Consider the following 23,526-nt stretch of genomic DNA (forward strand, 5'->3'; position numbering starts at 1 on the left):
GCAGATGGAAGCAGACAATAGATTTTATTCACACAAGCTATTGCCAAATTTTATAAACCCGAATCTTACAATCTGTTTCAGCAAACAGCAACCATTAAGGCCTGTTTCAGCCTTTTTCTCGCTGTGGTTATGTACCTTACCATCCCACAACGCCAGAAGCATATTCATCCATACAGCAACCGGGACGATTATTGGACAAGCCCCTGGTATCCGCCATCACTGGGTACACCGGGGATATGCCGATTTTCCTGTACGATTTTGCGGTCCGGATAATCCCTGAGAACACTCTGCAGCAGATCCTCATTCTCTCTCGGGTCGAAGGAGCAGGTCGAATAAACGAGCCGTCCCCCGGGCTTCAGATGATCCAGAGCCAAATGCAGCAGGTGACTCTGAATTTCTGTCAATTCCTTGATTGCCGCCTCTTCAATTCTCCAACGGGCCTCCGGACGTTTCCCCAGCACGCCGGAATTGGAACAGGGTGCGTCAACCAAAATGGCGTCAAAGGGCCCTTCGTCCAGCATTCTCTCCTGGGGATGAATTAATTGCGTTTGAATGCTCGTCAGTCCCAGCCGTGATGCGTTCTGTTCAATTTTCTCGAGGCGATCGTCGCTGACATCCGTGGCGATGACCGTTCCTCGGTCGTACATCAACTCCGCCAGGTGTGTGGTCTTGGTTCCGGGAGCCGCACACAAATCCAACACGGTTTCACCCGGCTGTGGATTGAGCAGATTCCCGGCGGCGATGGCCGATTCATCTTGAATTGTAAATTTTCCGGCATCAAATCCAACCAGCGATTCCAATGGCACGATTTCTTCCAGCCTGATCGATTGCGGCTCTGTTCCCGGACTGGCTTGAATTCCCTCGTGTTTCAATTCTTCCAGCAAGTCATCGCGGCTTGTCTTCAAAACATTGGCACGCAAACAGAGTTTATTGCGTTGATTAAACCATTGGGCAATCTGCAGCGTCTGCTCCCACCCAAAGCGTGCCAGCCAATCCGAAATCAACGACTCTGGGAAACTGAATGCTTTGGAAAGATAACCAGCCGGATTGTCTTTGGGATCTTCGAATAAATCTGTATTCAGACACCGATAGCGGTCCGTACTTAAGGGAATGGTATTGGCTTGTGGCGTTGTTGCGAGGTCCTCGTTTTGCAGCCTGTCGATGGAACGTAAAATGGCGTTGACCATTTTTTTCCAGCGTACCCGTTTCAGTTTTCCGGCTAACTCAACTGTCTCTGAGACCGCAGCATGCACAGGGATCTGGTCGAGAATCACCAGTTGATACACGCCCGTTTGCAGCAGCGTCCACAAGGGAGCCTCTACCTTTTCGCGAGGGCGCGTCAGCTGACTTTCGATCAACGTATCCAGGGTTAACTGACGTCGAATCACGCCGATGCTGATTTCTGTAGCCAGTCGTCGGTCCTTGGAAGAAAGGTCGATCCGGCGTTCCCAGCGCTGTAGCGAATCGCTGATGAATTGACTGTTCAGACGATATTCTTCGAGCAGGAAAAAAGCGAGTTCCCGAGCCGATCGGAAAAATCGGGGCAGTGGTAAACTCTCGGGGTCGCTCTCAGGGGCAGTGGAAGATGTATTTTGCTTCCAGACGTTTTTCTTTTTCACGATGACTGACCACACAACCGTTCCAGGTCAGCAAAGAAATGGGGATAAGTCTTCACCGTACAATCGGGATCGGCAATCACGATTCCGGGCACCTTCAAGCCAACCAGTGCAAAACTCATCGCCATCCGGTGATCATCGTATGTCTCGATGGTCGCCGGCTGAATTTCCCCTGGAAAAATGGTGACGGAATCTTCGGTTTCTTCAACCTGAATTCCCATACGTTTCAATTCGGTGGCTATCGCGGCAAGTCGGTCTGTTTCTTTGTGGCGAATATGTCCTACGTTTCTGATACAGGTTGGACCTTCTGCGAATAACGCGACAGCAGCTAACGTCTGAGCGGTGTCACTGATATCGTTCATATCCACGTCAATCCCTTTGAGGGGCTTACCTTGAACGGTGATATTGTCGCGTCCGCGTTTGATTTCACAGCCCATGTCTTCCAGGACCCGGATAAAATTGATGTCCCCCTGCAATGCGTCCTGATTCAAACCTTCCACGGTAACCGCCCCGCCTGTAATGGCAGCGGCTGCAAAAAAGTAACTGGCTGCTGAGGCATCGGGTTCGATATCATACGCAACAGGGCGCTGGTAGATTTGAGGCTGAATTCTCCAGACCGTCTCTTCGAGCCGATCAATGGTGACGCCAAATTGCGCCATCACACCGAGTGTAATATCCAGATAAGGTTTAGACACCATTTCATCCAGAATGGAAATAGTAATCGGGCCTTGTGCGGCGGGGGCAACCATCAGCAAGGCACTTAAATACTGGCTGGAAACACTGCCCGAAATGGAAGTGTCTCCTCCTGGTAGTCCGTTTGCTTTCACGCGAACGGGGGGACAACCAGTGCCATTTTCACAGACGACATCGACGCCTAGTCTGTTTAAGGCTTCCACCAGATCTCGAATCGGCCGCTGCTGCATGCGTGCATTGCCGTCTAAAACATATTCTCCATGTCCGGTCGCACACAGCGCCGTCAAAAAACGGATGCTGGTGCCACTGTTTTCCAACCAGAGTGAAGCCGACGGCTGCGGTATTTGTCCAGCACAACCTTCGACTTCAATCGAACATGATTCGGAATCGTGTTTGACGCTGATGCCCAGCCGATTCAGACTCTCGATCATCACCTGCGTGTCCTGGCTGTCGAGCACACCGGTCAGGTGAGTTGTGCCTTCAGCGAGCGCCGCGACGATTAATGCACGATTGGTAATGCTTTTAGACCCCGGAGGTCTGACAGCCCCTTTAATGGGACCTGAAACTGGCTTGACTTGATAAGTTTTAGGCATGAGCTAAGTAATTGATATGTGGATTTTTTGCGAACGTCTCGAACATGAGAGGTCATTGAAAGCGTGAGTCATCACAGCATACACACTTGATAACCAAACCTAAAGCGAGGCGGTCAATCAGTTACCATCTCTTAAGTATTTTCGATGGCCTGGGGAAGACCTTCCTGTATCGTCGGAAAAACCAGTTCTACCCCCAACTCTTCACGTAACCTTTTATTACAGCAACGTTTATTCAGTCCTGCTGCACGTTCGGTGCTGTGCATTCGCTGGGACTTCAAAGCAGGTTGGCCCGGAGCCTCTTCCGCAAATTGAGGGAGCGGTGCCTTGATCAGCCGGGCCAGCGTTTCATAGTACTCCTGTCGGGTAATCGGTCGACTGTCGCTGACCAGATAATGCGATTCCAGATGGATGTCTGTATCACATTTCAGGATCGTATTCACGATATCAGTGACATGAATCAGATTCAGCCAGGCGTCCGGCCTGCCTGTCAGCGGTTCGCTGGCTTTGATTTGCTGCATCCGGGCCAAAAGTCGCCCGGGACCATAAATACCAGCCAGTCTGAGGATCACAGCCGTTGCGGTTTCGCGTTGTGCCCCGTTCGGCAACAAGCCGTGCTGTTCAAACATTTGCTCCGCATCGAGACAAATCTGGCCGTTTTCGCGTTCCGGTTCGCAAACGGAGGTCTCATCGACCCATTCGCCCGCGGATTGTCCGTAAACGCTGGTGCTGGAGAGGTAAATGATTTTCTGAGTTCGCGGTTTGATTTCCGTCAGTACGTGATCTAATCCCTCGACATAGATCTCACGCCGGGATTTCTCAGCGGAACGATCAAAGCCGACGGCGTACAGCACGGTTTCTGATTCGGGTAGGCCTTTGAGCGAATCGGGCTGGGTAATATCCCCCATCATGGGTCTGATTCCCCGCTTCTCAAATTCATGAGCGTGCGTCTCTGAGCGTGTGAGTGCCGAAACAGCGTGCCCCTGTTCCAGCCACTTTTGTGCGACCGACAAGCCGACATAACCACAGCCTATAATCAATTTATGCATCGAAAACACCATTTTCAGGAGGGCGGGAACGAATTCTCTAATTCAGCGTTTACCACGAATCCGCGGCGCCAGTTGATCTGAATGCTGCAGAACCAGTTGAACGTGAGCTTGAATCTGGTCGCATAATTCACGTTCCGCATTCTCTGGCAGAGTCTGGATTGTTTGAACACCAGAGTCTTCAAGTAACGTTGATTCCAATCTCCGAAACCGCTCGGCCATTGTCTGCAATAACGATTCTACCTCTGTTATAGACAGATCGTAGCGATTGAGAATGGATTCTTCAGAATTCCTGACACGGGTCAACCGGGCCAGCGTGTTTCCCTGGGTGCGATACAAGGCACCTTCTAGATATGCGCGTCTCAAGAAGCCATCCTGATCAAATTGATAGACGGGATCGCTGCCAAAGTAAAATGAAAAATGGCCGCTTTGCTTCTGTCCCCAGAACAGGGGAAACGCTTCATGAGCCAGCTGCAGTTCGGCACGGGGAAATAACGCCGTCGCTTCACGCATCAGGTCTTCGCGGTCTTGTTCATTTCGCGCCATTGCAAGTCGTCTCTCTATTCTGATCGCAACGATGTCGTAACCATCGGTTTTACTCAGGAACGTTGCTAATCAAACAGATGGCTTACCGATTCGTTACGGTGAATCCGTCGAATGGCCTCGCCCAGCAAGGGGGCAATCGAAATTGTTCTCAAATTAGAAAGTTTATCCTGATCAGGAATCGGCAGACTGTTTGTGACCACGATTTCTTTGATGGGTGCCTCGCTCAGCAGCTTGATGGCAGGCCCACAAAAAACTGCATGCGATGCACTGACATAGATTTCGCGGGCACCATGTTCTTTGACCACATTGACTGCACCGACAATCGAACCTCCCGTGGAAATCATATCATCGAACAGGAGTGCGACTTTCCCTTCAATCGGACCCCCAATAATATTTGCCTGCTGTGTTTCCAGGGCATTTTTGCGGCGTTTATCAACAATCGCCAGCGTGCCCCCGATATTGTTATTATGTTGCAGCGTTCGTTTGATACTGCCTTCATCCGGGCTCACAACAACCAGGTCTTTATCCGGAATGTTGAGTGATCTGAAGTAACGATCCAGTATCGGCGCGGCGTACAAGTGATCGACGGGGGTATCAAAAAAGCCTTGAATCTGGGCGGCGTGCAAATCCATGGCCAGCACCCGGTCAGCGCCGGCTTCATTGATCAGATTTGCAACCAGCTTGGAAGTAATCGGGACCCGACCGGAGTCTTTTCGGTCCTGTCTTGCGTATCCGAAATAAGGAATGACAGCCGTGATGCGTTCTGCACTCGCCCGACGACAGGCATCCATCAGTATCAGCAATTCCATCAGATTATCGTTCACGGGAGGCGAAGTTGGCTGAACGATAAACACGTCTCGCCCCCGGACATTCTGATTGAGCTTCAGACTGATTTCCCCATCGGGAAAATTGGACAACTCGACCGATGCCAGACGAACGCCGAGATATTCCGCGATTTCTCCAGCTAATTGAGGATGAGCTCGTCCACTAAGAAGAGTCAAATGATCATACATTGAAAGCGAAGCCTGCTTTAGTGCGATACTTTGAGTTGCGGGAACAAGGGCCGTCAGCGCCGAACGGATCTGTCTGGCATACTACCCTATTCACGCTTATCGAGAGAAAGAAGTCAAGCATGAGCTTTCGATTTCGTACGAAAGTCCTCAAATGCCGCTTTTTGGACGCACTTTACTGAAACGGGCAAGTAGCAAAACGAGCGAATCTCTGTCGATTATTCAGAGGGTGCCTGTTTGAGAATTTCGGCCACTTCAGCCAGTTGCTCCTGGGTATTCACACCCATGGCTTCCTGAATATCAAATACCGGATCAGCCAGCACGGTCTGACCTTCTTTGAGTAGAATTTCGGCACAGTCGGTCAGGTAGTATTCCGCCTGACTGTTATCTGGTTTCACTTTTTCCAATGCATGGAATAACTGTCGGCCGTCAAAAGCGAAGCAGCCTGTATTGATCTCTTCAATGGCGGCTTCTTCGGGAGTGGCATCCTTTTGCTCTACAATTCGCAAGAATTGACCGTTTGCATCGCGAACGATGCGCCCCAGGCCTTCGTTGGCTTTGGTCGTTGCCGTCCCCACCACACAAGCCGCCTGGTTCTGCTGTTGAATCTCGAGCAATTTTGCCAGTGAACTTCCTTTCAAGAGTGGCGTATCACCGGCAAGCACCAGAACAGGCCCATCATGATCGGCCAGATTCTCGGCACTCATCATCACGGCGTGCCCTGTCCCTTTCTGATCGGCCTGCAAGGCAAATTCCACATCGGAATGAGGTGCGAGAGCTGCTTTCACTTCGTCTGCCTTATGACCGACAATCACGACCAGTTTCTGGCAGTGCGCGGCACGGGCCGCATCCAGAACGTATTCTATCATCGGACGTCCCAGAATGGGGTGCAGAACTTTGGGAAGTTCTGACTTCATCCTTGTGCTCTTACCGGCGGCAAGGATGACGGCTGCAGGAGGATTCACGAATGAATTTCCTTAATCAGGGTGAGATTGGAATTTGGAACAGAGAGCAGATTAAAACTGGACCCCAAACCGGGCGATGAATCCATCTTTGATGTCAAATCCACCACCGCTTCTGAAGTCAGCCTCGCGTTTCACAATTCCCCCTGCTTCGAGGAACATCGACATACATCCGTTTTCGCCGCGTAAACCGATCATCATGACGTAGTCCTTGAATTCCACCTGATCGCGGCCAATAACGCCGGCCCGTTCCACCTGGAACGCTTCGATATCATATTCAAAGCTACCATAGAGCCAGACGCTTTTGTCACCCACATTTCCCAGGAAACGGCTGACACGGGCTTTCGGGAACATGGCACGGATTTCCCAAAGGTCATTGGGGGTCCAAACTGCACCCGCGTAAGGAATCACATAATCACCCACACGATCCCAGTAAGCAGCCCCTGCGGCGAACATCCAGGTATCAGAAGGTCGAAAGAATAACACAACCCGCGCGTCAAACTGCCAGGCATTTGAGCTTAAGCTTTTCGCTAAATCGGATGCCAGAGCGGGAGTAAAGCCTAACTGTACGCTCCACAATCCATTGGCGGGAGTTGATAACTGCAAATCACTTCCAAACCGGAATCCCTTGCCGGGTAATGAAACAAACTGAGGACCATCCCAGCCACGGTAGTCAAATTGAGGTGAAAATGCGAAAATCCAACCATTGCGTGTTGGAGTGGTGTAGGTCAGATCAACGTCGGTTTCAAAGACACCAAAATTACCACCGGGGGCGCCTGTGGGAGGCACATAAGTCCGTGCTTTTGGCAAAATCCCAAATTCAAATCGGGAAGTCCAGCCAAAACGATAGGGCTGTGGCCCGTTCAAACTAGACGTATAACCGGGTCCGGGTACCGCCATCTGCTGCCCCATATAGGGATCGACGCCTGCACCGGGTGTGAGAAACGGATCATAGCCCGCCTGTGGCGCACCATACAAATTGCCGGCTCCCGCGTTGGGATCAAATGGCTGCCCATTTGGAGCCGCATACGTTCCACCGTTCGAAGGTGTCGTCCCAAACGGGACCGACTCTTCATACGTAGGCGGCGGACTTTGGCCACGAATGACGGCATCAAAGTCTTCTGCGGGTGTATAAATCGTAGTCAATTCAGCGGCATTCAATGGAAGTCCGGCTGAAAACACAATGGCAAGACAAAGAAGGGAAGCTTTCAATGTTCAACCTGCAAATATGGGATTAATCAGTATATGAGCGGAAATGCTCTGTCTGAATGGGGAGTCAGCAACACAATGTGGCTCAACTCTTCGTTGTTGGGGTGGTTTAGTGAGGGGATTTTCCAAATGTTGGAGATTAGGTCAACATCAATCTGAAGCGTGGCGGCTGCAAACTTGAGGAAAAGTTTGAATTTTCTGGATTTTTATGAGAAAAAAAGCTGCCTATGAAGCGATTTAGAGAGTTTTTCACCAGAAAAGTGAAAAAAGAAAAGCGAGGGAAGCGGATCGCTTTTTGAACACGACCATACGCTGAGAGACAGGGTGAGATCAGCGTCGCGAATCTGAAGATCTTCCGATAAGGTCAGTCAGAATTTTCAATGAAGCGAAGGGAATCGTCAAAAACGTCGACGGATGGAAAAGAGAGCCAGCCTTTTAGCAGACTTCGCGCAGCTTGCTTGCCTGCAGACACTCTCTACTCTCCAACGACAACGATTCAATCATTCTCAGGTTATTTGTGGTAACCCAGACCGGTGACGACCGAATGCAATTCTTCGAACGTGATGAATCGACGGCGGTGACGCAGTTTGTACTGGTCGATGGCCTGTGCCAACTCATTGACGTCTTCGTTCTCTGAATTATACGAGTTACTGAACTGGCGTCGCTCACCAATTCCTTCAGGACGATTGTTATCGCGGTTTTGGCGACGATCCTCGAATGTGACAGATTGTTGCTCGGTAACCTGTTTCATAAGATTGCTCCTTGATTAAATATTTACCAAGCAAAACGTAGGTTACATTTTTTGGTAATGTGTGAAAATTTAATATCTGCAACGATTATTTCTGTCATTTGTCGCAAAACATTTCTACTGTTCTGATTAGGGGAGTTGTACGAGAAAATCAGCACAAATGACCTTTGCAGGATTTGGGGGAGTCAATCTCAGCCCGGAACACTCCTGTCAGAAATACCATCGACAGTTATTTCTATCTTCTTTGGCTTACGCGACAATTCTCGTTATATTACAAGTATTCGGATCATGAGAATTCTGCCTGTCATGCTGCATTGAACAGGAGGGATCTCTGTCACCGGCGAATAATTAAGACAATTCAGGCTCAGAAATGAAAGATGGATGTTTTATGGATATGAAAGTTGCAATATTGGGCGGTGGTGGGATGGCAACTGCCTGTGCAACGTTGCTTACGGAATCTTCAGACGTTGCTGTTTCCATGTGGGTTCGCAAGCCTGCTGTTGCTGAAGATCTGAGAACACACCGTGAAAACAAAAGACTGCTCCCCGGCGTAACGCTTTCAGAAGCCATTCATTTCACATCAGATATTGATGAAGCAGTGGCAGACGCTGATTTTCTGGTGGTGGCGATTCCCACTGAATTTCTCAGAGCCGCTCTGCACACACTGGCCCCCCATCTCCAGAACGGCACTCCCGTCATCAGTGTCATTAAAGGGATTGAACAAGAGACGTTTTATCGTCCCAGCGAGATCATTGCCGATGTACTTGGCCCCCGCCCTGTAGTTGCGCTGGGAGGTCCGAGCCATGCAGAAGAAATCGCCCGCCGTCTACCGGCCAGTGTTGTGGCTGCCAGCGGTGACATTCAGCTCGCGAAACAAACTCAGAAACTGTTCAGCACAGATCGATTTCGTGTTTACACGAATGTAGATATCGTGGGCGTCGAATTAGCGGGTGCCTTGAAGAATGTGATTGCCATCGCAGCCGGCATCTGTGATGGAGGCAAGTACGGCGACAATGCCAAATCGGCAATCATGACCCGCGGTCTGGTGGAAATGAACCGCTTCGGTTCGGCACTGGGCGCCGAACCGGCCACGTTCTCCGGACTGGCAGGCGTTGGTGACTTGATCACTACCTGTATGAGCCCATTTGGCCGCAATCGCAAAGTGGGAGAACGACTCGGTCAGGGAGATTCACTGAAACAGATCATATCCAGCATGGATGCGGTGGCAGAAGGCGTCAACACCACACGCAGTGTCTACGACCTCGCCGACGAGAAAGGACTCGACATGCCGATCACCACGGAAATTTATCGCGTCCTGTTTGAAGGCAAATCGCCCGACGATGCCACACAAACATTGATGACACGCCCCCAGCGCGAAGAATAATTCTGCCGGGAATGTGTGAGATACATTACATTGCCTTAGGAACGTCTTAGATACAGTACACCTTTGAAGCTGCTCCCAATTATCAGACACACCAAACCAGGAGTTTTTTCCATGCGATTCTCTAGACTGTTGATGCCTGCCATCATCGTTTCCCTGTTGATGCCTGCACTCGCTCATTCCGAAACCTGGCCGCAATTTCGCGGAGCGACCGGCAGTGGAGTTTCTAACGAGAAAAATCTGCCCGCAAAATGGTCTCAGCAAGAGGGAATCCTCTGGTCAGTCGCCCTGCCGGGACGTGCTAATTCTTCTCCGGCTGTCACCGCAAATCGAATTGACGTGACGACCAAAACTGAAGATAACGGGCTGTGGATCATTTCGTTTGATCGCAAAAGCGGTCAGGAAATTCGCAAAGTCAAGGTCGGCTCCGGATCGTTGTCTGCTCCGGGACCACGTAATCTGTGGGCCGACCGTCATAACTCAGCCACCCCTTCTCCGATTTCCGATGATCAGAACATCTGGGCATTTTTCGGTACGGGTCTGTTAGTTTGTCTGGATGCGGAATCGGGAGAAATCGTCTGGAAACGGGATCTGGTCAAAGACTATGGACCTTATAATATTACATTCGGCATGGGTTCGACGCCCCGTTTATGGGGAGACCTGTTGATTGTCACCTGCATGACTAAAGGCCCCTCGTATGTCGTGGCTTTTGACAAGCAGACCGGAAAGGAAGTCTGGAAAGTCAATCGAAAGCTGCCGGCTCAAAAAGATGGTGCCGATGCATACACAACGCCTACCATCTATCAGAACGGAGACAAAACCGAACTGCTGGTTTCCGGTTCCGATCATGTAAACGCCTATGATCCCCAAACAGGAAAACAGCTCTGGATCGCTGGTGGACTGGATATTCCCAGCCCGTTCGGCCGGATCATTGCAGCTCCCGTGGCGGATGAGAATCTTGTGATTGCGACCTCTGGCAACCCGGGCGGTGGCGGACTGGGATACATCAAAGCGTTCAAGCAAGGTGCGACAGGCAATATCACACAATCCGGCCTGTTGTGGAAGTATGATGTTTCCACCCCTGATTCATCGACTCCCCTGATTCTGGATGACAAACTTTTCATGGTGAGCCAGAACGGAGTCGCCACCTGTTTGAATCTGAAAGATGGCAAATCGCTCTGGAAAAAACGGATGAAGGGGCAGTACTTTTCTGCCCTGGTCGCCGGTGATGGAAAAGTCTATTTCCTCAGCACCGATGGCCTTTGTACCGTGATTGATGCCGACAGTGGAGAGGTCATCGCTGAAAATCAACTGCCGGGTACTTTCTACGCGACTCCCGCGATTAGCGAGGGAGTCATTTACCTGCGTTCCTTTGATAAACTTTATGCCATCAAAGGAAAATAAGAAGACAGAAGGCCCTTCTGAAACAAATTCGGAAGGGCCATTTCTTAATGCAAGTGGTCTGATGATCTCATCAGGCACGACCGGCGAGTTCAGTGATCGCATGCCCCTGTGTCACAATCGGAGTGGGCCGACCGGTAAAGTCAGGCAGGAACGTGTTGTGATAATCGATCCCCAGGTGTGCGTAGATCGTTGCCAGGAAATCGTGAGGGCCCACAGCCCGTTCGACAGGCCCTTCTCCTTTTCCATCGGTGGCACCAATGATCTGACCGGTACGAATTCCGCCTCCTGCAAACAATATCGACGCGGCTCGCGGCCAATGATCGCGGCCCGGTTGCGTTGTTCCTGCGCTGCCACTGGCAATCCCGGCCCCCGTACTTTTCGCATGGGAAATCTTGGGGGTACGGCCAAATTCTCCCGCTACAACCACCAGCACACGCTCATTCAGTCCACGATCATAAATATCTTCAATCAAAGCCGTCACTGCCTGATCAAAATAGGGGGCCCGATACTTGAGCGCATCGAATACATGATGATTCACTGCATGATCATCCCAGTTTCCAACCCGCCCACATAAGGGGCCGGACAATTCCGTGGTGACAATCTCCACACCCGCTTCCACCAGCCGCCGCGCCATCAGACATTGCTGGCCCCATTGATGCATCCCATAACGATCACGAACGTATTGAGGCTCGTGGGTTAAATCGAATGCCTGGGCCGCCTGTTTGCTGGTCAGCAAATTGGTCGCCTGCGATTCAAATTGATCCATCGCCTGCATCGCACCTTCCAGGTCCAGATCGCGGCGGAATTGATCTAACTTTTGGCGTAAAGAAATGCGCCTGGTAATCTGTCGCGTTTCCTGTGGATCGGTGAGCCCAATATTGGGAACTTTAAAGTCCGGTTTACTGGGATCACCTTGAATCTGGAATGGCCCTGCACCGGGTCCCAGATATGTCGGCCCGGCGATCTGAAAACTGTCGTAGTTTGTAATCGCATTCACGCCGATATAGTTCGGCAGCACGTTTTCTTTATCACGCCTGAGATAATTGGCGACCGACATGAGGTCGGGCAGCTTCGGCTTTTGTTTATCGATCCGATCTTTGTCACCTCCGAGCATTTGTAATGAGCCGGCAGGATGGCCTCCGCCGGTGTGTGTGATCGAACGCAGAATCGAAAACTTATCGGAAATCTGAGCATGTCGCGGCAGTAACTCGCCGAGGAACATCCCTTCAGTTTTGGTCGCAATGGGAGAATAAGGACCTTTATAATCGGAAGCTGCTTCCGGTTTGGGATCATAGGTCTCCAAGTGACTGATACCACCACGGCACCAGACCAGAATCACAGCCGTTCGTTCTTTGGGTTTCTTTGTTGCGTTGGCCTGTTTCGTCTCAGCCTGCAACTGGTAAAGCCCCGGCAGGGAAAGGCTGCCAAACCCACCCAGGCCAATTTTTAAAAACTCGCGCCGTGCTGCTGCATGCCCTTGCAACGTTGATTTCTGCTTTGTCGAATGTTGCTTCATTTCGTCAACCGTGATTCCCAACGAATTTTCTTTGAGCAGGAATGAAGTGCCGCTCCCTGCCTGATACATCGGAATTATATCATATGTTCCCGGATTGTGTCTAACATAACATGGCATTCTCCATTGAGTTCCAGGGAAGTATCCCAATGAAAAAAGCCCCTGATCGAATCATTCCATCAGGGGCTTAGGTCAAAATAACAGCTGAATTTAAAGCTGATCAGCCATTTGTTTCGCAATTTTTTTGGTCGCTGCTGGTGACGAAGCAGCTTCCAGCTTATCCAGATCGGAGAGCAGTTTATCGGCTTTCGTAGCATCCGATTGTTTCAGGCCTTCCAGTGTTTCACGAAAGCCCATTGCAGCACTCCCCATTTCGCCTGTTTGTGCAATCGATTCCAAAGCTGATTTCATATCGGCTGTTGAAGTGATATTGTTCGTCTCAGCAGCGGTATCTTCGCTACCAGCATCACCGCCTCCACAGCCCACGCAAGTCATTACAAACAGCAATAGAATTGCCGGAATCGCTTTCATCGTTCTGGTCCTTTTCAATCGAAATAATGTTGTACTAGTAAGTTCACATTGGCCCACTTTTTCTCTGTGAACAGTTTGTTGAACCAGCAGAAAAAGAATTAAAAAAAGAGCGAAACTCATTATAACGAGAATCGCTCTCTTTCAAAACTTAAATACTCAAATAGTTTGGCTTACCACTCGCCAACCACTTCTTCACCAGCAGCTGAACCAAGATGCTGCCAGAGAAGCGTATCGATATTATCGCTGGCAAATTTGACAGCACCATCGCCCATCAGAACATGCACTCCACCCGTATGCCGACTGCGGGCAGACCAGACGCCAATCGAATCATACCAGCCACAGCCGGAGCAGGGATGGCAATCCGGATTGGGAGAGTTCGGCACATTCAATGTGTTGAAAATGGTCTGGCCACCAATCCCGTTCATCCATTCTCGATTCACATGACTGTGAGTATTAGAGGTTCCCGTTAAACATTGAGCTCCATAGGCATCCAGGTTTGCTTTCGAAACAAAGCTCCGTTCCGAAAACGGAACAGCCTGAGCACGAACGAGATCTGTTTTGACGTTGAATTTACTTCCGGTATTGTCGCCGACAGTACTTTCACTTGCCGCGATCGTATTGGAAGTTCCATCCAGCACATCACGAACCCGAACAGGCTTGCGGTCATTAAACATACCAACCTGATCACCATAGCCTACCTTCCAGTACATGGATGGTCCGGCACTCACGACATAGTTATTTCCAGGATTCCCGTCGGGGTATTTTAAATCAGAAGGACACAAAAATGCGGGGATCTTTGTATTATCAACTGTATTATTGGGTGCCATGTCATAGCGCACATTCCAGTCGATCCTATTATAGACACTGGCCTGATCCATGTAAGGCAGAAGTAAAGCATGGGCACTCATGCCGCGCCATGACCAGCTTCCAAGGGTCCCTGAGTCATGTACGGAAGGCGTATTAGAAATCGGAAACATTCCATGCGCGTCATGGTAGTTGTGCATTGCCAGACCGAATTGCTTCAGATTGTTCTTACAGGTTGAACGGCGGGCCGCTTCACGGGCCTGTTGTACGGCGGGAAGTAATAACGCAATCAAAATCGCAATGATGGCAATCACCACCAGCAACTCAATCAGCGTAAACCCCCGTTGTCGAACTAGTCGCTTCATAATACTCTCCCCAAAAATTAGTAAAAAAATAATAAATTAGCCCGCATGGACACCTATCCCAATCCTCGGATCAGTATCAGCGTCTACTTTATAAAATATATCACTTATAAGATATTAGCCAATAAGACGTATTTGTAGCAACTAATGTTTCACTTAAAGTTCATTTTGGGAACGACGTTGCATTATTTAACAAAATAAATAATTAGATTTCGCACATTTCCCATTCACATTGGTGCACTTCAGTTCAACTTGAGTCCCCGCACTACACAATGATCATCTTCATCTCGTACCTCACATTAGATGTCACGCTTTCAGCTACCAGGTCAGACTGCATCCGTTTTGCGTGATCGCCAGATAAAAAAAGCGAGACTCACGTTAATGAGCCTCGCTCTTTTAAATCACACTACGCTTTCAGTCTTAAAGCATCAGGCTTACCATTCGCCCACCGTCTCTTCACCGGCAGCCGAGCCGAGAGACTGCCACACAGTGATATCAATATTCTCGCTGGCAAAACGGACAGCACCATCCCCCAACAGGACATGCACCCCACCCGTATGCCGACTGCGGGCAGACCAGACGCCGATCGAATCATACCAGCCACAGCCGGAGCAGGGATGACAATCCGGATTGGGTGAGTTCGGCACGTTCAATGTGTTGAAAATAGTCTGACCACCAATGCCGTTCATCCATTCGCGGTTCACATGACTGTGAGTGTTGGAGGTGCCCGTTAAACATTGAGTTCCATAGGCATCCAGATTTGCTTTCGAAATAAAACTCCGTTGTGAAAATGGAACAGCCTGCGCACGAACCAGATCTGTTTTGACATCAAATTTACTTCCGTTGTTATCGCCGACGGTACTTTCGCTCGCCGCGATCGTGTTGGATGTTCCATCCAGCACATCGCTCACGCGAACAGGCTTGCGGTCATTAAACATTCCGACCTGATCACCAAAGCCGACTTTCCAGTACATAGATGGTCCGGCACTCACGACGTAGTTATTGCCGGGATCTCCGCCTGGATATTTTAAATCGGAAGGACACAAAAATGCGGGGATCTTTGTGTTATTTAGCGTACTATTGGGTGCCATATCATAACGTACATTCCAGTTGATCTGATTATAAACGCTGGCCTGATCCATGTAAGGCAGAAGTAAAGCATGGGCACTCATGCCGCGCCATGACCAGCTTCCAAGGGTCCCTGAGTCATGTACGGAAGGCGTATTTGAAATCGGAAACATACCATGGGCATCATGGTAGTTGTGCATCGCCAGGCCGAATTGCTTCAGGTTGTTCTTACAGGTAGAACGGCGTGCCGCTTCACGGGCCTGTTGAACGGCGGGAAGTAATAACGCAATCAAAATCGCAATGATGGCAATTACCACCAGCAATTCAATTAACGTAAAACCACGTGGTCGCATAAGACGCTTCATAGAACTCTCCCTTCAATATGAATAGAAAAATTAATAGGCCATAAATGAATTGGTGTCCCTAAAAAAGTCGAACTAGTGCCTTGCACTAATTGATTAAGAATTAATACATAGATTATGATAACTTAAAGAACCTGGCGCTCAAACATTCATTCCTCAAATTCAAGCGAATTGCAAGAGTTCAGTAGAAATCACTCAATAAACGTAAGCCGATGATTGAGGGGCATTTTTGATTCCGTTTGAGTCTTCCCGGACGGCCAGCGGACTGTGACCCCCTGAACTTCGACATCGGAAGGCACACCAAAGTGTGCTACATAACTTCCTTGTGACAAATAACTTCCGCCACCTGTCACAAAGCGGGAGAGATCCCCCTTGCTGGTGTGAATTGTCAGGCTGGCGCCGATTCCATCACGATTCGATTCGGTACCCACCAGCCGAATTTGAACCCACTTCGATTCCGTCTGCGTCTGGTTCTCAAGCACTGCGGCGCGCTCATTACAATTGGCGAAAACGAGATCTAAATCCCCGTCCTCATCAAGATCATCGGCGACAACGCCGCGACCGAAATGCAACTGTCCCAGATAGTCGGTTTTGTCAAACTTCAACGTTTGAAATTGACCGGCTTCATTTTCCAGAACCAGTGGCAGTTGCTTCACCGTTGTATGCCGGGGTGAGTGAATCACATGCCCGTTTGTGACCACAATGTCTTCGTCGCCGTCCGAATCAAAATCGCCAAACTGCGTCCCAAACCCGACAAACAAATTTCCAATCGCGCTGACGCCCGTCTCGCGGCTGGCATAGAGAAACTGCCCTTTCCCAATATTTTTATAAAGCGCAAATGCTTCCGATTCATAATTGGCGACCCAGAGATCGGGCAGACCATCCGCATTGAAATCACTGAGATCAACGCCCATGCTTCCGTTCGCCACCGCCTGGTCATCAACGGCGACGCCACGTGCCAGCCCGGCTTCTAGTAATTTGCCTTTCCCCTCATTCAGATAGAGCACATTATTCGTCGTATCGTTGGCCACATAGATATCGAGATCCAGGTCGCCGTCCACATCCCCCAGAATGACCCCCAGACCTTTTCCCTTTTCCACGAGGCCGGCTTCTTTTGAAGCATCCCGAAACGTTCCATCCGCATTGCTGAAAAAGACCCGGTCATCCAGACCGGTAAATTGTCGTGGAGGGCAGACGTCTCTCGTTCCGGAAGGATCGCCGCACACCGGATCGTTCTCGAACGACCAGTCCACATAGTGTGCCAGATACAGATCCAGTGCCCCGTCACCATTTAAATCTCCCCATCCGGCAGAGGTGCTCCAGCTGGGATCGATCAGTCCAGATACTTGTGCCACTTCCTCGAACGTGCCATCTCCCAGATTATGCCAGCAGAGAATACCCCCGTAACCTGTGACGACAAGATCCGGGAATCCATCGTTGTCATAATCGGCGACAGTACAGCCATGAGAATAATAGGGGCTTGGTGCGATACCGGAATTCAGACTCTGATTCACATATTGGCCCGCAGAGACCTGACTGAACAGTACCGAGGGAAGTCCGGTCAGTTGCTTCCCTCCATTAAATGAACCGCCGCCTGGAAAAAACAGATCGGGGTGCCCGTTGAGATCATAATCCCAAACAGCGACTCCCCCGCCGATGGATTCTAGAATCGCATATGTGTTTGCCTGTTCGTCGTTGTGGTATTCAAACTCAATCCCCAGTGAATCGGTGACATCGACAAAATTGATGGGAGACGGAGTGTGCGTGGCAGCTTCCGTTTCTTTTTTCTCATCTGGCGAACTGACCGGTGTTTCGGAACGACACCCGAACAGAACCAGGAGCAACATGCTGCACACTATAAATCGTGGAATGAGAGCACCTCAGTAAGAAATCTCAGTAGGGTAATAATATTCTTGAAACTCAGTTCTTTGAAGGGGAACGTTGTTTTGCATAATAATCGGCCAAGGCCTGTTTGGCCTGCTGATGATTGGGGTCGTAATACAGCGCATTTTTGAGCCAGACGACTCCCTGATTTTCCGAGATATGTTCCAGAAATATTTGTCCGATCTCAGCACGCAGGTCGGCGTTTTCCAGATCTTTTTGAAGCAGATCAAAACATTCATCCAGACGTTTGATCGCTTTTTGTGTTTTCTGCACGATTTGAATTTGTTGTTCTGCTTTCTCAAGTTCTCCCGCCCCCCGATAAGCATCGGCTAAAGCCAGGCGTGCTTTTCGATCTTTGGGATTCCGTTCCAGCGCTTCTTCTAAATAGGCGACCGCTTGTTTGTAGTTTCCTGATGTGAGTTCCAATTGCCCCAGCTCCAGCAGAATTGCATTGCTGGCCACATAAGCGGGATCTCCGACCGCACGAAAGTCCTTCAGCCGTTGCGACTCGGGAACCTGCTGCGCCGTTTTCAACGCTGCTCTGGCCGCATTGGCATCTTGCTTCATTCGCAAACAGCGTGCGATGCCAACGAGTGCGGCTGCATGATCCTTTTGATATTTTGTGCACAGCCGATAGTTTTCCAGAGCGGCATCCACCTGATTATGCGATAAATTGACACGTGCCAGATTATAGGCTGAGGGAATATGCCCGGGAGACACGTTCAATGCAGCGCTGAATTCTCTGGCTGAGCTCTCCCAGTCTCCCTGGTGTTCGAGAATACGGCCGAGGTAGTAATGAGGGAGCGGGTCATTCGGGAAGTCTGCCTGCCAAAGTTCAATAATTTTGATGGCATCACGAAAACGATAATTCAACACACAACTGTTCACAAACGTCTCACAGATATCCTGCGCATTGCCTCTCGGGTCAATTAACATGTCGGCCAGGTGCTGCTCCAGGTTAGAAACATCTCCCACCTGCGCTTCGACAAGCCACTGTTCGCGACGCAACTCTTCAGAAGGTCCGGCAACCTTGAATAGCTCCTTCAGAGTTTTAATGGCAGGTTCCACGTCATGTGCACGACGATGGGCACGCGCCAGAATCAGCAGGGTCTCGGGATTCTGAGTGTCTGCCTGATAGGCTTGGGAAATCCAGCTCAGTGCCTGTTCGGTATCACGCGACTGAAGATTTCGTTCGGCCTGCCATTGACAAATATTGATCCAGGCTGATTTTCCCCAGAGCAAGCCGGCAACAACAATCCCCACGCACAGACCCGCCACGATGATTTTGGAAGGGCGCCTGGTTTTCTGATCGCTGCTATGAGATTCTTTGACTTGTGATGTCATAAACACTCACATATTACCGGAGATGATCTAATGTCGCCTGAATCTACTACGCGATAGCCCGTTCACTGCGATCATTAATAATACGCAATCTTACTCATTTCTAAGAATAAAAACACCTATTCACTGCGTAATCCAGCGATTATAACACGCCTCGCAGACTTGTGACAACATGCTTCATTCTCAGTCGATAAATCATCTGCATTAGCAGAAAGTCAGCGTTGTCGACGCGTCGTATTGCCCGAAGGTCGACCTGAGTTGCCGGTTGCCCGTCTGAGCTTCAGGCGAACACTGTTGATGGCGGCTGGCGTGGGCGCACTGGGATCATACTCAGCGAAACGCTGTCGCGTGAGTTGTCGCAAAAAGTGAATCGAACATTGTCGGACAAAGAGCGGCTGCTTCGCTCCCAGCCCCAGTGATAGCTCTCTGAGCAGCTGCTGATTCCCGGGCACTTTCCGCTGTGACATTTGAAACCAGGTTTGGATTGAAAGGGTGGGCGTCGTTGCATTTTCGATGACTTTAATCCGGTTCCAAACCGCACGCGTCGTCGGATTATCTTTCGCCGCCAGTAGCCACTCAATGGCAGCGGTCCGTTGGACTTCTGATGGTGACGAGGTCGCACGCGGCACCGCAACAGTGGGATTAAGGGTGAATCCGAGATTCGTACTGGCAAGCACTTCCAGCCCGGGTTGCCCCGCAGGCACCATCATCAGGGAAGCGAGTAAGTTTTCGCTCTGATTCAAACGCTCAATCAATGATGGTTTTAACTTCAGCGTTCCCGATGGTTTGGAGCGCCAGTTTTGATTACCTGCCAGCTTCAAAGGCAGACTGACAGACTGATCTTTGATCACCAGCATTTGATCTGTTTTTAAAGAAATCGGCTGTTCGGATAATGGAACCGTAATGAGCACTTCTCCAGCAAACGCCATGAGTTCTTGTTTATTTCCCTCCTTCTGCAAAATGCCGATGGACGTCTCATCCTGTTTCACCTCAACCAGCCACTCCTGACGTTGCTGCTGTAATCGTAGAACATCACCTGTTTTCAGGTGCGTGAACGCAACCTTGCCAGAGTGTAACTGTAGATCAATGTTTGTCTGTTTCGCTTTCTGTGGAACACCTTGAACAGAAAGAGATGCTTCTGAATTCGAATCCATGACCAGTTCCGGACCAGAATCCAGCGTGGCCTGCAACCAGCTGAACGGCAATGTGCGCAATTCCAGTTGCATCGTCTGATCTGCTTTCAGCGTGGTTCCCTCAGCCAGGATGCCTTTCCAGGGAGACGTAGAATCTGTTTTCAGACCAATGATGCCCGCCACTTTCGTCCAGTCCAGCGAAAGTTGAATCGGCTCCGCCGGTCTATCCAGCGATGGCTTCTTTGCGACAAGCGGCTTCGCATTGAGTGCGTTTTCTCTGTCGGGTGGCTGCGGAACCATTTCGGGAGTCACTGGCGGCAGCGTTTCTGGTTTCGGCTCAGGAACAGCTGCCAGTTCAGGCGTGATCTCAACTTCGAGGGGTTGATCAGGAACCAAAGGCTGCGGCGCAGGAGACGGCGCTTTTGTGATCGATGTCTTCGCATGATTGTGAACGAACACAAAATAAGCCGGAAGGACAACAATCAGAATCGCGGCGACTGCGACTGAGAACCAGAACACTCCGTTTTGTTTCTTCGGCTCTCCTCGCAAAGGACGACTTGAAGAACGTGTTTTGACCGGCGTCTTTTCTACTTCAATCGAAGCTGACTCCAAAACCGTTTGCTGCTCGTCTTCAATAGGCGCCAGGTAATTTGCATCAGAGCATTTCGTATCAGCTAACTGAGTCTGCGCAGAGAGAATGTCTTGCATCCGCTGTGATGCCTGTTGTGCATATTCTTCGGAAATACTGCTGACTGAAAAATCGAAATGCGCTGCCTGATAGGCGGCGATGACTTCGCGCAGCAACTTAGACTGATCCCAGCACGCCGATTCGAATGCCTCGCTCTGCTCAGGACTCATCTCCTCTTCCACGAATGCAGCGACCGCTTCTGCGTCGATGTCTGAGTGGCGAGGCACCTCAACGGGTTTGAGGGGTTGTTTGTATAACTGAGTCAGTGTTTTCCAGCGCTGTAATAACAGCGAATCCGAGGCTAACTGCTCGCGCACCGTCAAACCTTCTGCGTCGGAAAGATGACCTTCCCGCAGTTTGATCAATGTCAGTAGTTGTGCGTGATTCGAATTCATGTCTGTTTGCTGGTCGCTTTCATTAGTTTTTTCAATCGTTTTTGGGCACGGTGTAATTTCGGCCCGACTGCGTTTTCAGTAATTCCCAAAGCGCGTCCGATTTCGGCATAGCTCTTTTTCTGATCAAAGTACATCACCAGTGCCTGACGATCCGTTTGCTTCAACCGGGTCATACACGCCTGAAGTTGAGTTCGATCTTCGGCAGACTGTTGGTTCGTTTCTTGCGGAAATGAATCGGGAACCGTGGCGATATCGAACTGGCTATCGTTGGGGCGAATCTTCTCGTTGTCTCGCTTTTGCCGCCGCAACACGTTTAAGGTGATCCGCCGCACAATCACTGCCAGCCAGGTTGAGAGTTTACTGCGTCCCTGAAACTGGCGCAGTCCCTGCATCTCGTTCTGAAACAAAGCCGCCATCACTTCTGCTGCGCAATCTTCCACGAGATCCGATCCGGGAGATAAGCCGCACTCACGGCAGGTGGAGAGAATACGACTGACGATTAACCGTTCGTATCGCTCCACAAATTCATTCCAGCTCTGTGAATCACGTTTGAGTAACAACAAAATGAATTTTCGCTCTTCGTGATTCTTTGCTGTTGGCTGATTTTCTTTGCCTGGCTGTTGACGTTCCTTCGACGAACGCCTGGTCGGCGCATCGCTGGGTGGATCATCGATCGCGGGAAAATCAGTGGGTGTCATTGAGATGACTTAATCAAATGTTTTTAAAGTGTTCGCCAGCTGCGAACGACCTCAGGCTAAGAATAAAGCCGTCAACCGCACAAATTATCTTATGCGGTTGACGGACTCGATACAAGAAATTGTTTTTCGTGAATTATCCTCCAAATGCTCCGCGAATCGCGTTTTTCTGGCGTTGCAGAGTAGACCGCAAATCGGAAATCGCATCCTCACACGCACTATTCACGCGGCGTGCCAGTTGTGGTGCTCCCAGACTGACCAGTTGATCAACACATTCGTCACAAATTCGATTGATACGTTTGGCACAGTTTTCGGTACGTTCGGTGGCTGATTCAATGCAGTCCGCAGCCACACGTCGTGCGGCCCGTTCCCGTCCCTCTGCTAATAAGCGGCGAATTTTCTGGAGACACTCCTGTGTCTCATCAGCGGCTGCATTCTGACAGCGATCCACGATTCCGTTGACAGCTCCCACACATCGGGCCGCCAGATCTTCGGGTGAAGTATGGGCCGAAGCGGTGCTCGTTACCATCAGCAGTCCCAGTGTTGCGCAAAAAGCCAATAAAGTTTTCATCAGTTTGTTCTCCCTCAGGTTCAAAACTCTGCTTCCGGTCTTTCAACCGGTCCGCAGATTGATTATTCGTGTGATCAGAATTGATCTAAAAGAAATAGACAGATTCACTTCGGTAAAGGAACAGGCCTGATTGTTTCTACCGTCTGATCTATTGGTGTCGCACGTCGGGAGATCCGTGCAGGAAAACTGGAAGAATTCTGAATATTTCTGAAAACAACGATTTCGCGCTGAGCATAGGAGAATACTTTATAATCGGACCACGTCGGCCAAAATGGTACAAGTGTTTAAAAAAAACGCCGTCCCTCACAAGGAATCGGCGTTTCTCAACATCAAATTGAAATCGTTTATTGATTAGTGGGCATGCTTTTCGTCATGTCCGTGATCGTGGTCATGATCATGATCGTGGGCATCAATTTCGCCTGTGAAGGATTTCCCATCAATCTCCAGAACGAGCCGCGCTGTCGTATCACCTTCGTGCAGCAGTTCTCCCAATGTTTTGTCTTCAGTCATGAATTTGGAAGACTTGCCTTCGGGATCGCCTTTCTCTGGAGAAGCAGCCAGAGTGAACTGCTGTCCTTTGCCATCATGTTTGACATTGATTAACACCGATTCCGCTTTGATGGGAACGGAGGCTTTCGCGGCGCCATCCAGAATATAGACGGTGATCGCGCCACTTTTTTCATCATGCACGAGTTCACCGTGATAGGCCTCTTTACCAAGTTCGATCAGCGAACCATGGTGCGGTCCCTCACTGGGATGATCGTGCCCATGATCGTGTTCGTCCATCGTCACGTCTTCGGGAGCCGCTTCATCAAATGTTTTTCCCTGGTCTGCTTCGTTTTTACAACCGGCTAACGTCAGCCCCACAATGCAGAAAGCCAATGCGAGATAATTTGTGAAATTACGTTTCATCATTAAAATCCTTTTTGGAAAATTTTTATTTTTGTTTTGCATAACAAATACGCTACAAGATC

At 49.9% G+C, this 23,526-nt stretch carries 20 protein-coding genes; 2 read left to right on the forward strand and 18 right to left on the reverse strand.

The window, feature by feature from the left end:
- Positions 1-188 precede the first annotated feature (188 nt).
- The 8 genes from rsmB to Pan241w_RS20535 form a co-directional block, all read right to left on the reverse strand.
- Positions 189-1,634: a 16S rRNA (cytosine(967)-C(5))-methyltransferase RsmB gene (rsmB, locus tag Pan241w_RS20500; RefSeq protein WP_145219423.1), complete on the reverse strand. Its 1,446-nt coding sequence runs from the start codon at positions 1,632-1,634 to the stop codon at positions 189-191.
- Positions 1,616-2,902: a 3-phosphoshikimate 1-carboxyvinyltransferase gene (aroA, locus tag Pan241w_RS20505; RefSeq protein ID WP_145219425.1), complete on the reverse strand. Its 1,287-nt coding sequence runs from the start codon at positions 2,900-2,902 to the stop codon at positions 1,616-1,618. Before aroA ends, rsmB begins: the two co-directional genes overlap by 19 nt.
- Positions 2,903-3,033: 131 nt before the next feature.
- Positions 3,034-3,948 carry an SDR family oxidoreductase gene (locus Pan241w_RS20510; RefSeq protein WP_198000050.1) on the reverse strand — a complete coding sequence of 305 codons (915 nt, stop codon included), beginning with the start codon at positions 3,946-3,948 and terminating at the stop codon, positions 3,034-3,036.
- 42 nt (positions 3,949-3,990) lie between these two features.
- On the reverse strand, positions 3,991-4,491 hold the full coding sequence (locus tag Pan241w_RS20515) for a hypothetical protein (RefSeq protein ID WP_145219429.1): 501 nt from the start codon (positions 4,489-4,491) through the stop codon (positions 3,991-3,993).
- A 65-nt stretch (positions 4,492-4,556) separates the two neighbouring features.
- The gene (locus Pan241w_RS20520) at positions 4,557-5,504 is read right to left on the reverse strand and encodes a ribose-phosphate diphosphokinase (RefSeq protein ID WP_145219431.1); all 948 of its coding nucleotides are present in this window, start codon (positions 5,502-5,504) and stop codon (positions 4,557-4,559) included.
- A 215-nt stretch (positions 5,505-5,719) separates the two neighbouring features.
- Positions 5,720-6,466, reverse strand: coding sequence for an NTP transferase domain-containing protein (locus Pan241w_RS20525; RefSeq protein WP_145219433.1), 747 nt, complete (start codon positions 6,464-6,466; stop codon positions 5,720-5,722).
- Between the two features lie 51 nt (positions 6,467-6,517).
- Positions 6,518-7,675 carry a hypothetical protein gene (locus Pan241w_RS20530; RefSeq protein WP_145219435.1) on the reverse strand — a complete coding sequence of 386 codons (1,158 nt, stop codon included), beginning with the start codon at positions 7,673-7,675 and terminating at the stop codon, positions 6,518-6,520.
- Positions 7,676-8,183: 508 nt separating this feature from the next.
- Positions 8,184-8,423 carry a hypothetical protein gene (locus tag Pan241w_RS20535; protein ID WP_145219437.1) on the reverse strand — a complete coding sequence of 80 codons (240 nt, stop codon included), beginning with the start codon at positions 8,421-8,423 and terminating at the stop codon, positions 8,184-8,186.
- 385 nt (positions 8,424-8,808) lie between these two features.
- Between Pan241w_RS20535 and Pan241w_RS20540 the strand changes: the two genes are divergently transcribed.
- Both Pan241w_RS20540 and Pan241w_RS20545 read left to right on the forward strand, forming a co-directional pair.
- A complete protein-coding gene (locus Pan241w_RS20540) occupies positions 8,809-9,804 on the forward strand; it encodes an NAD(P)H-dependent glycerol-3-phosphate dehydrogenase (RefSeq protein WP_232107215.1) in 996 nt (331 codons plus the stop codon).
- A gap of 111 nt (positions 9,805-9,915) precedes the next feature.
- Positions 9,916-11,205, forward strand: a complete 1,290-nt coding sequence (locus tag Pan241w_RS20545) for an outer membrane protein assembly factor BamB family protein (protein ID WP_145219440.1) — start codon at positions 9,916-9,918, stop codon at positions 11,203-11,205.
- A 70-nt stretch (positions 11,206-11,275) separates the two neighbouring features.
- Here the strand turns inward: Pan241w_RS20545 and Pan241w_RS20550 are convergent, their stop codons facing one another.
- The 10 genes from Pan241w_RS20550 to Pan241w_RS20595 all read right to left on the reverse strand — a co-directional run bounded on the left by Pan241w_RS20550 (position 11,276) and on the right by Pan241w_RS20595 (position 23,467).
- Positions 11,276-12,721, reverse strand: coding sequence for a DUF1501 domain-containing protein (locus Pan241w_RS20550; protein WP_145223455.1), 1,446 nt, complete (start codon positions 12,719-12,721; stop codon positions 11,276-11,278).
- Between the two features lie 207 nt (positions 12,722-12,928).
- Positions 12,929-13,249 carry a hypothetical protein gene (locus Pan241w_RS20555; protein WP_145219442.1) on the reverse strand — a complete coding sequence of 107 codons (321 nt, stop codon included), beginning with the start codon at positions 13,247-13,249 and terminating at the stop codon, positions 12,929-12,931.
- A gap of 170 nt (positions 13,250-13,419) precedes the next feature.
- Positions 13,420-14,418, reverse strand: coding sequence for a DUF1559 domain-containing protein (locus tag Pan241w_RS20560; protein WP_145219444.1), 999 nt, complete (start codon positions 14,416-14,418; stop codon positions 13,420-13,422).
- A 431-nt stretch (positions 14,419-14,849) separates the two neighbouring features.
- Positions 14,850-15,848: a DUF1559 domain-containing protein gene (locus Pan241w_RS20565; RefSeq protein WP_145219445.1), complete on the reverse strand. Its 999-nt coding sequence runs from the start codon at positions 15,846-15,848 to the stop codon at positions 14,850-14,852.
- Positions 15,849-16,036: 188 nt separating this feature from the next.
- Positions 16,037-17,692, reverse strand: a complete 1,656-nt coding sequence (locus Pan241w_RS20570; protein WP_145219447.1) for a CRTAC1 family protein — start codon at positions 17,690-17,692, stop codon at positions 16,037-16,039.
- Between the two features lie 73 nt (positions 17,693-17,765).
- A complete protein-coding gene (locus Pan241w_RS20575; RefSeq protein ID WP_145219449.1) occupies positions 17,766-19,073 on the reverse strand; it encodes a tetratricopeptide repeat protein in 1,308 nt (435 codons plus the stop codon).
- A 212-nt stretch (positions 19,074-19,285) separates the two neighbouring features.
- A complete protein-coding gene (locus Pan241w_RS20580) occupies positions 19,286-21,286 on the reverse strand; it encodes a hypothetical protein (RefSeq protein ID WP_145219451.1) in 2,001 nt (666 codons plus the stop codon).
- Positions 21,283-21,984: an RNA polymerase sigma factor gene (locus Pan241w_RS20585; protein WP_145219452.1), complete on the reverse strand. Its 702-nt coding sequence runs from the start codon at positions 21,982-21,984 to the stop codon at positions 21,283-21,285. The genes Pan241w_RS20580 and Pan241w_RS20585 overlap by 4 nt, the downstream gene beginning before the upstream one ends.
- A 133-nt stretch (positions 21,985-22,117) precedes the next feature.
- Positions 22,118-22,552: a hypothetical protein gene (locus Pan241w_RS20590; RefSeq protein WP_145219454.1), complete on the reverse strand. Its 435-nt coding sequence runs from the start codon at positions 22,550-22,552 to the stop codon at positions 22,118-22,120.
- 351 nt (positions 22,553-22,903) lie between these two features.
- The gene (locus tag Pan241w_RS20595; RefSeq protein WP_145219456.1) at positions 22,904-23,467 is read right to left on the reverse strand and encodes a hypothetical protein; all 564 of its coding nucleotides are present in this window, start codon (positions 23,465-23,467) and stop codon (positions 22,904-22,906) included.
- Between the last annotated feature and the right edge of the window lie 59 nt (positions 23,468-23,526).

It is taken from the genome of Gimesia alba (assembly GCF_007744675.1).
Lineage (GTDB): Bacteria > Planctomycetota > Planctomycetia > Planctomycetales > Planctomycetaceae > Gimesia > Gimesia alba.

What these genes read in the sequence shown, in the direction of transcription:
- aroA (WP_145219425.1), bottom strand. Translation starts at nt 2,902, where the DNA reads ATGCCTAAAACTTATCAAGTCAAGCCAGTTTCAGGTCCCATTAAAGGG.
- Pan241w_RS20510 (WP_198000050.1), bottom strand. Translation starts at nt 3,948, where the DNA reads ATGCATAAATTGATTATAGGCTGTGGTTATGTCGGCTTGTCGGTCGCA.
- Pan241w_RS20515 (WP_145219429.1), bottom strand. Translation starts at nt 4,491, where the DNA reads ATGGCGCGAAATGAACAAGACCGCGAAGACCTGATGCGTGAAGCGACG.
- Pan241w_RS20520 (WP_145219431.1), bottom strand. Translation starts at nt 5,504, where the DNA reads ATGTATGATCATTTGACTCTTCTTAGTGGACGAGCTCATCCTCAATTA.
- Pan241w_RS20535 (WP_145219437.1), bottom strand. Translation starts at nt 8,423, where the DNA reads ATGAAACAGGTTACCGAGCAACAATCTGTCACATTCGAGGATCGTCGC.
- Pan241w_RS20540 (WP_232107215.1), top strand. Translation starts at nt 8,809, where the DNA reads ATGGATATGAAAGTTGCAATATTGGGCGGTGGTGGGATGGCAACTGCC.
- Pan241w_RS20545 (WP_145219440.1), top strand. Translation starts at nt 9,916, where the DNA reads ATGCGATTCTCTAGACTGTTGATGCCTGCCATCATCGTTTCCCTGTTG.
- Pan241w_RS20550 (WP_145223455.1), bottom strand. Translation starts at nt 12,721, where the DNA reads ATGAAGCAACATTCGACAAAGCAGAAATCAACGTTGCAAGGGCATGCA.
- Pan241w_RS20555 (WP_145219442.1), bottom strand. Translation starts at nt 13,249, where the DNA reads ATGAAAGCGATTCCGGCAATTCTATTGCTGTTTGTAATGACTTGCGTG.
- Pan241w_RS20560 (WP_145219444.1), bottom strand. Translation starts at nt 14,418, where the DNA reads ATGAAGCGACTAGTTCGACAACGGGGGTTTACGCTGATTGAGTTGCTG.
- Pan241w_RS20565 (WP_145219445.1), bottom strand. Translation starts at nt 15,848, where the DNA reads ATGAAGCGTCTTATGCGACCACGTGGTTTTACGTTAATTGAATTGCTG.
- Pan241w_RS20570 (WP_145219447.1), bottom strand. Translation starts at nt 17,692, where the DNA reads ATGTTGCTCCTGGTTCTGTTCGGGTGTCGTTCCGAAACACCGGTCAGT.
- Pan241w_RS20575 (WP_145219449.1), bottom strand. Translation starts at nt 19,073, where the DNA reads ATGACATCACAAGTCAAAGAATCTCATAGCAGCGATCAGAAAACCAGG.
- Pan241w_RS20580 (WP_145219451.1), bottom strand. Translation starts at nt 21,286, where the DNA reads ATGAATTCGAATCACGCACAACTACTGACATTGATCAAACTGCGGGAA.
- Pan241w_RS20585 (WP_145219452.1), bottom strand. Translation starts at nt 21,984, where the DNA reads ATGACACCCACTGATTTTCCCGCGATCGATGATCCACCCAGCGATGCG.
- Pan241w_RS20590 (WP_145219454.1), bottom strand. Translation starts at nt 22,552, where the DNA reads ATGAAAACTTTATTGGCTTTTTGCGCAACACTGGGACTGCTGATGGTA.
- Pan241w_RS20595 (WP_145219456.1), bottom strand. Translation starts at nt 23,467, where the DNA reads ATGATGAAACGTAATTTCACAAATTATCTCGCATTGGCTTTCTGCATT.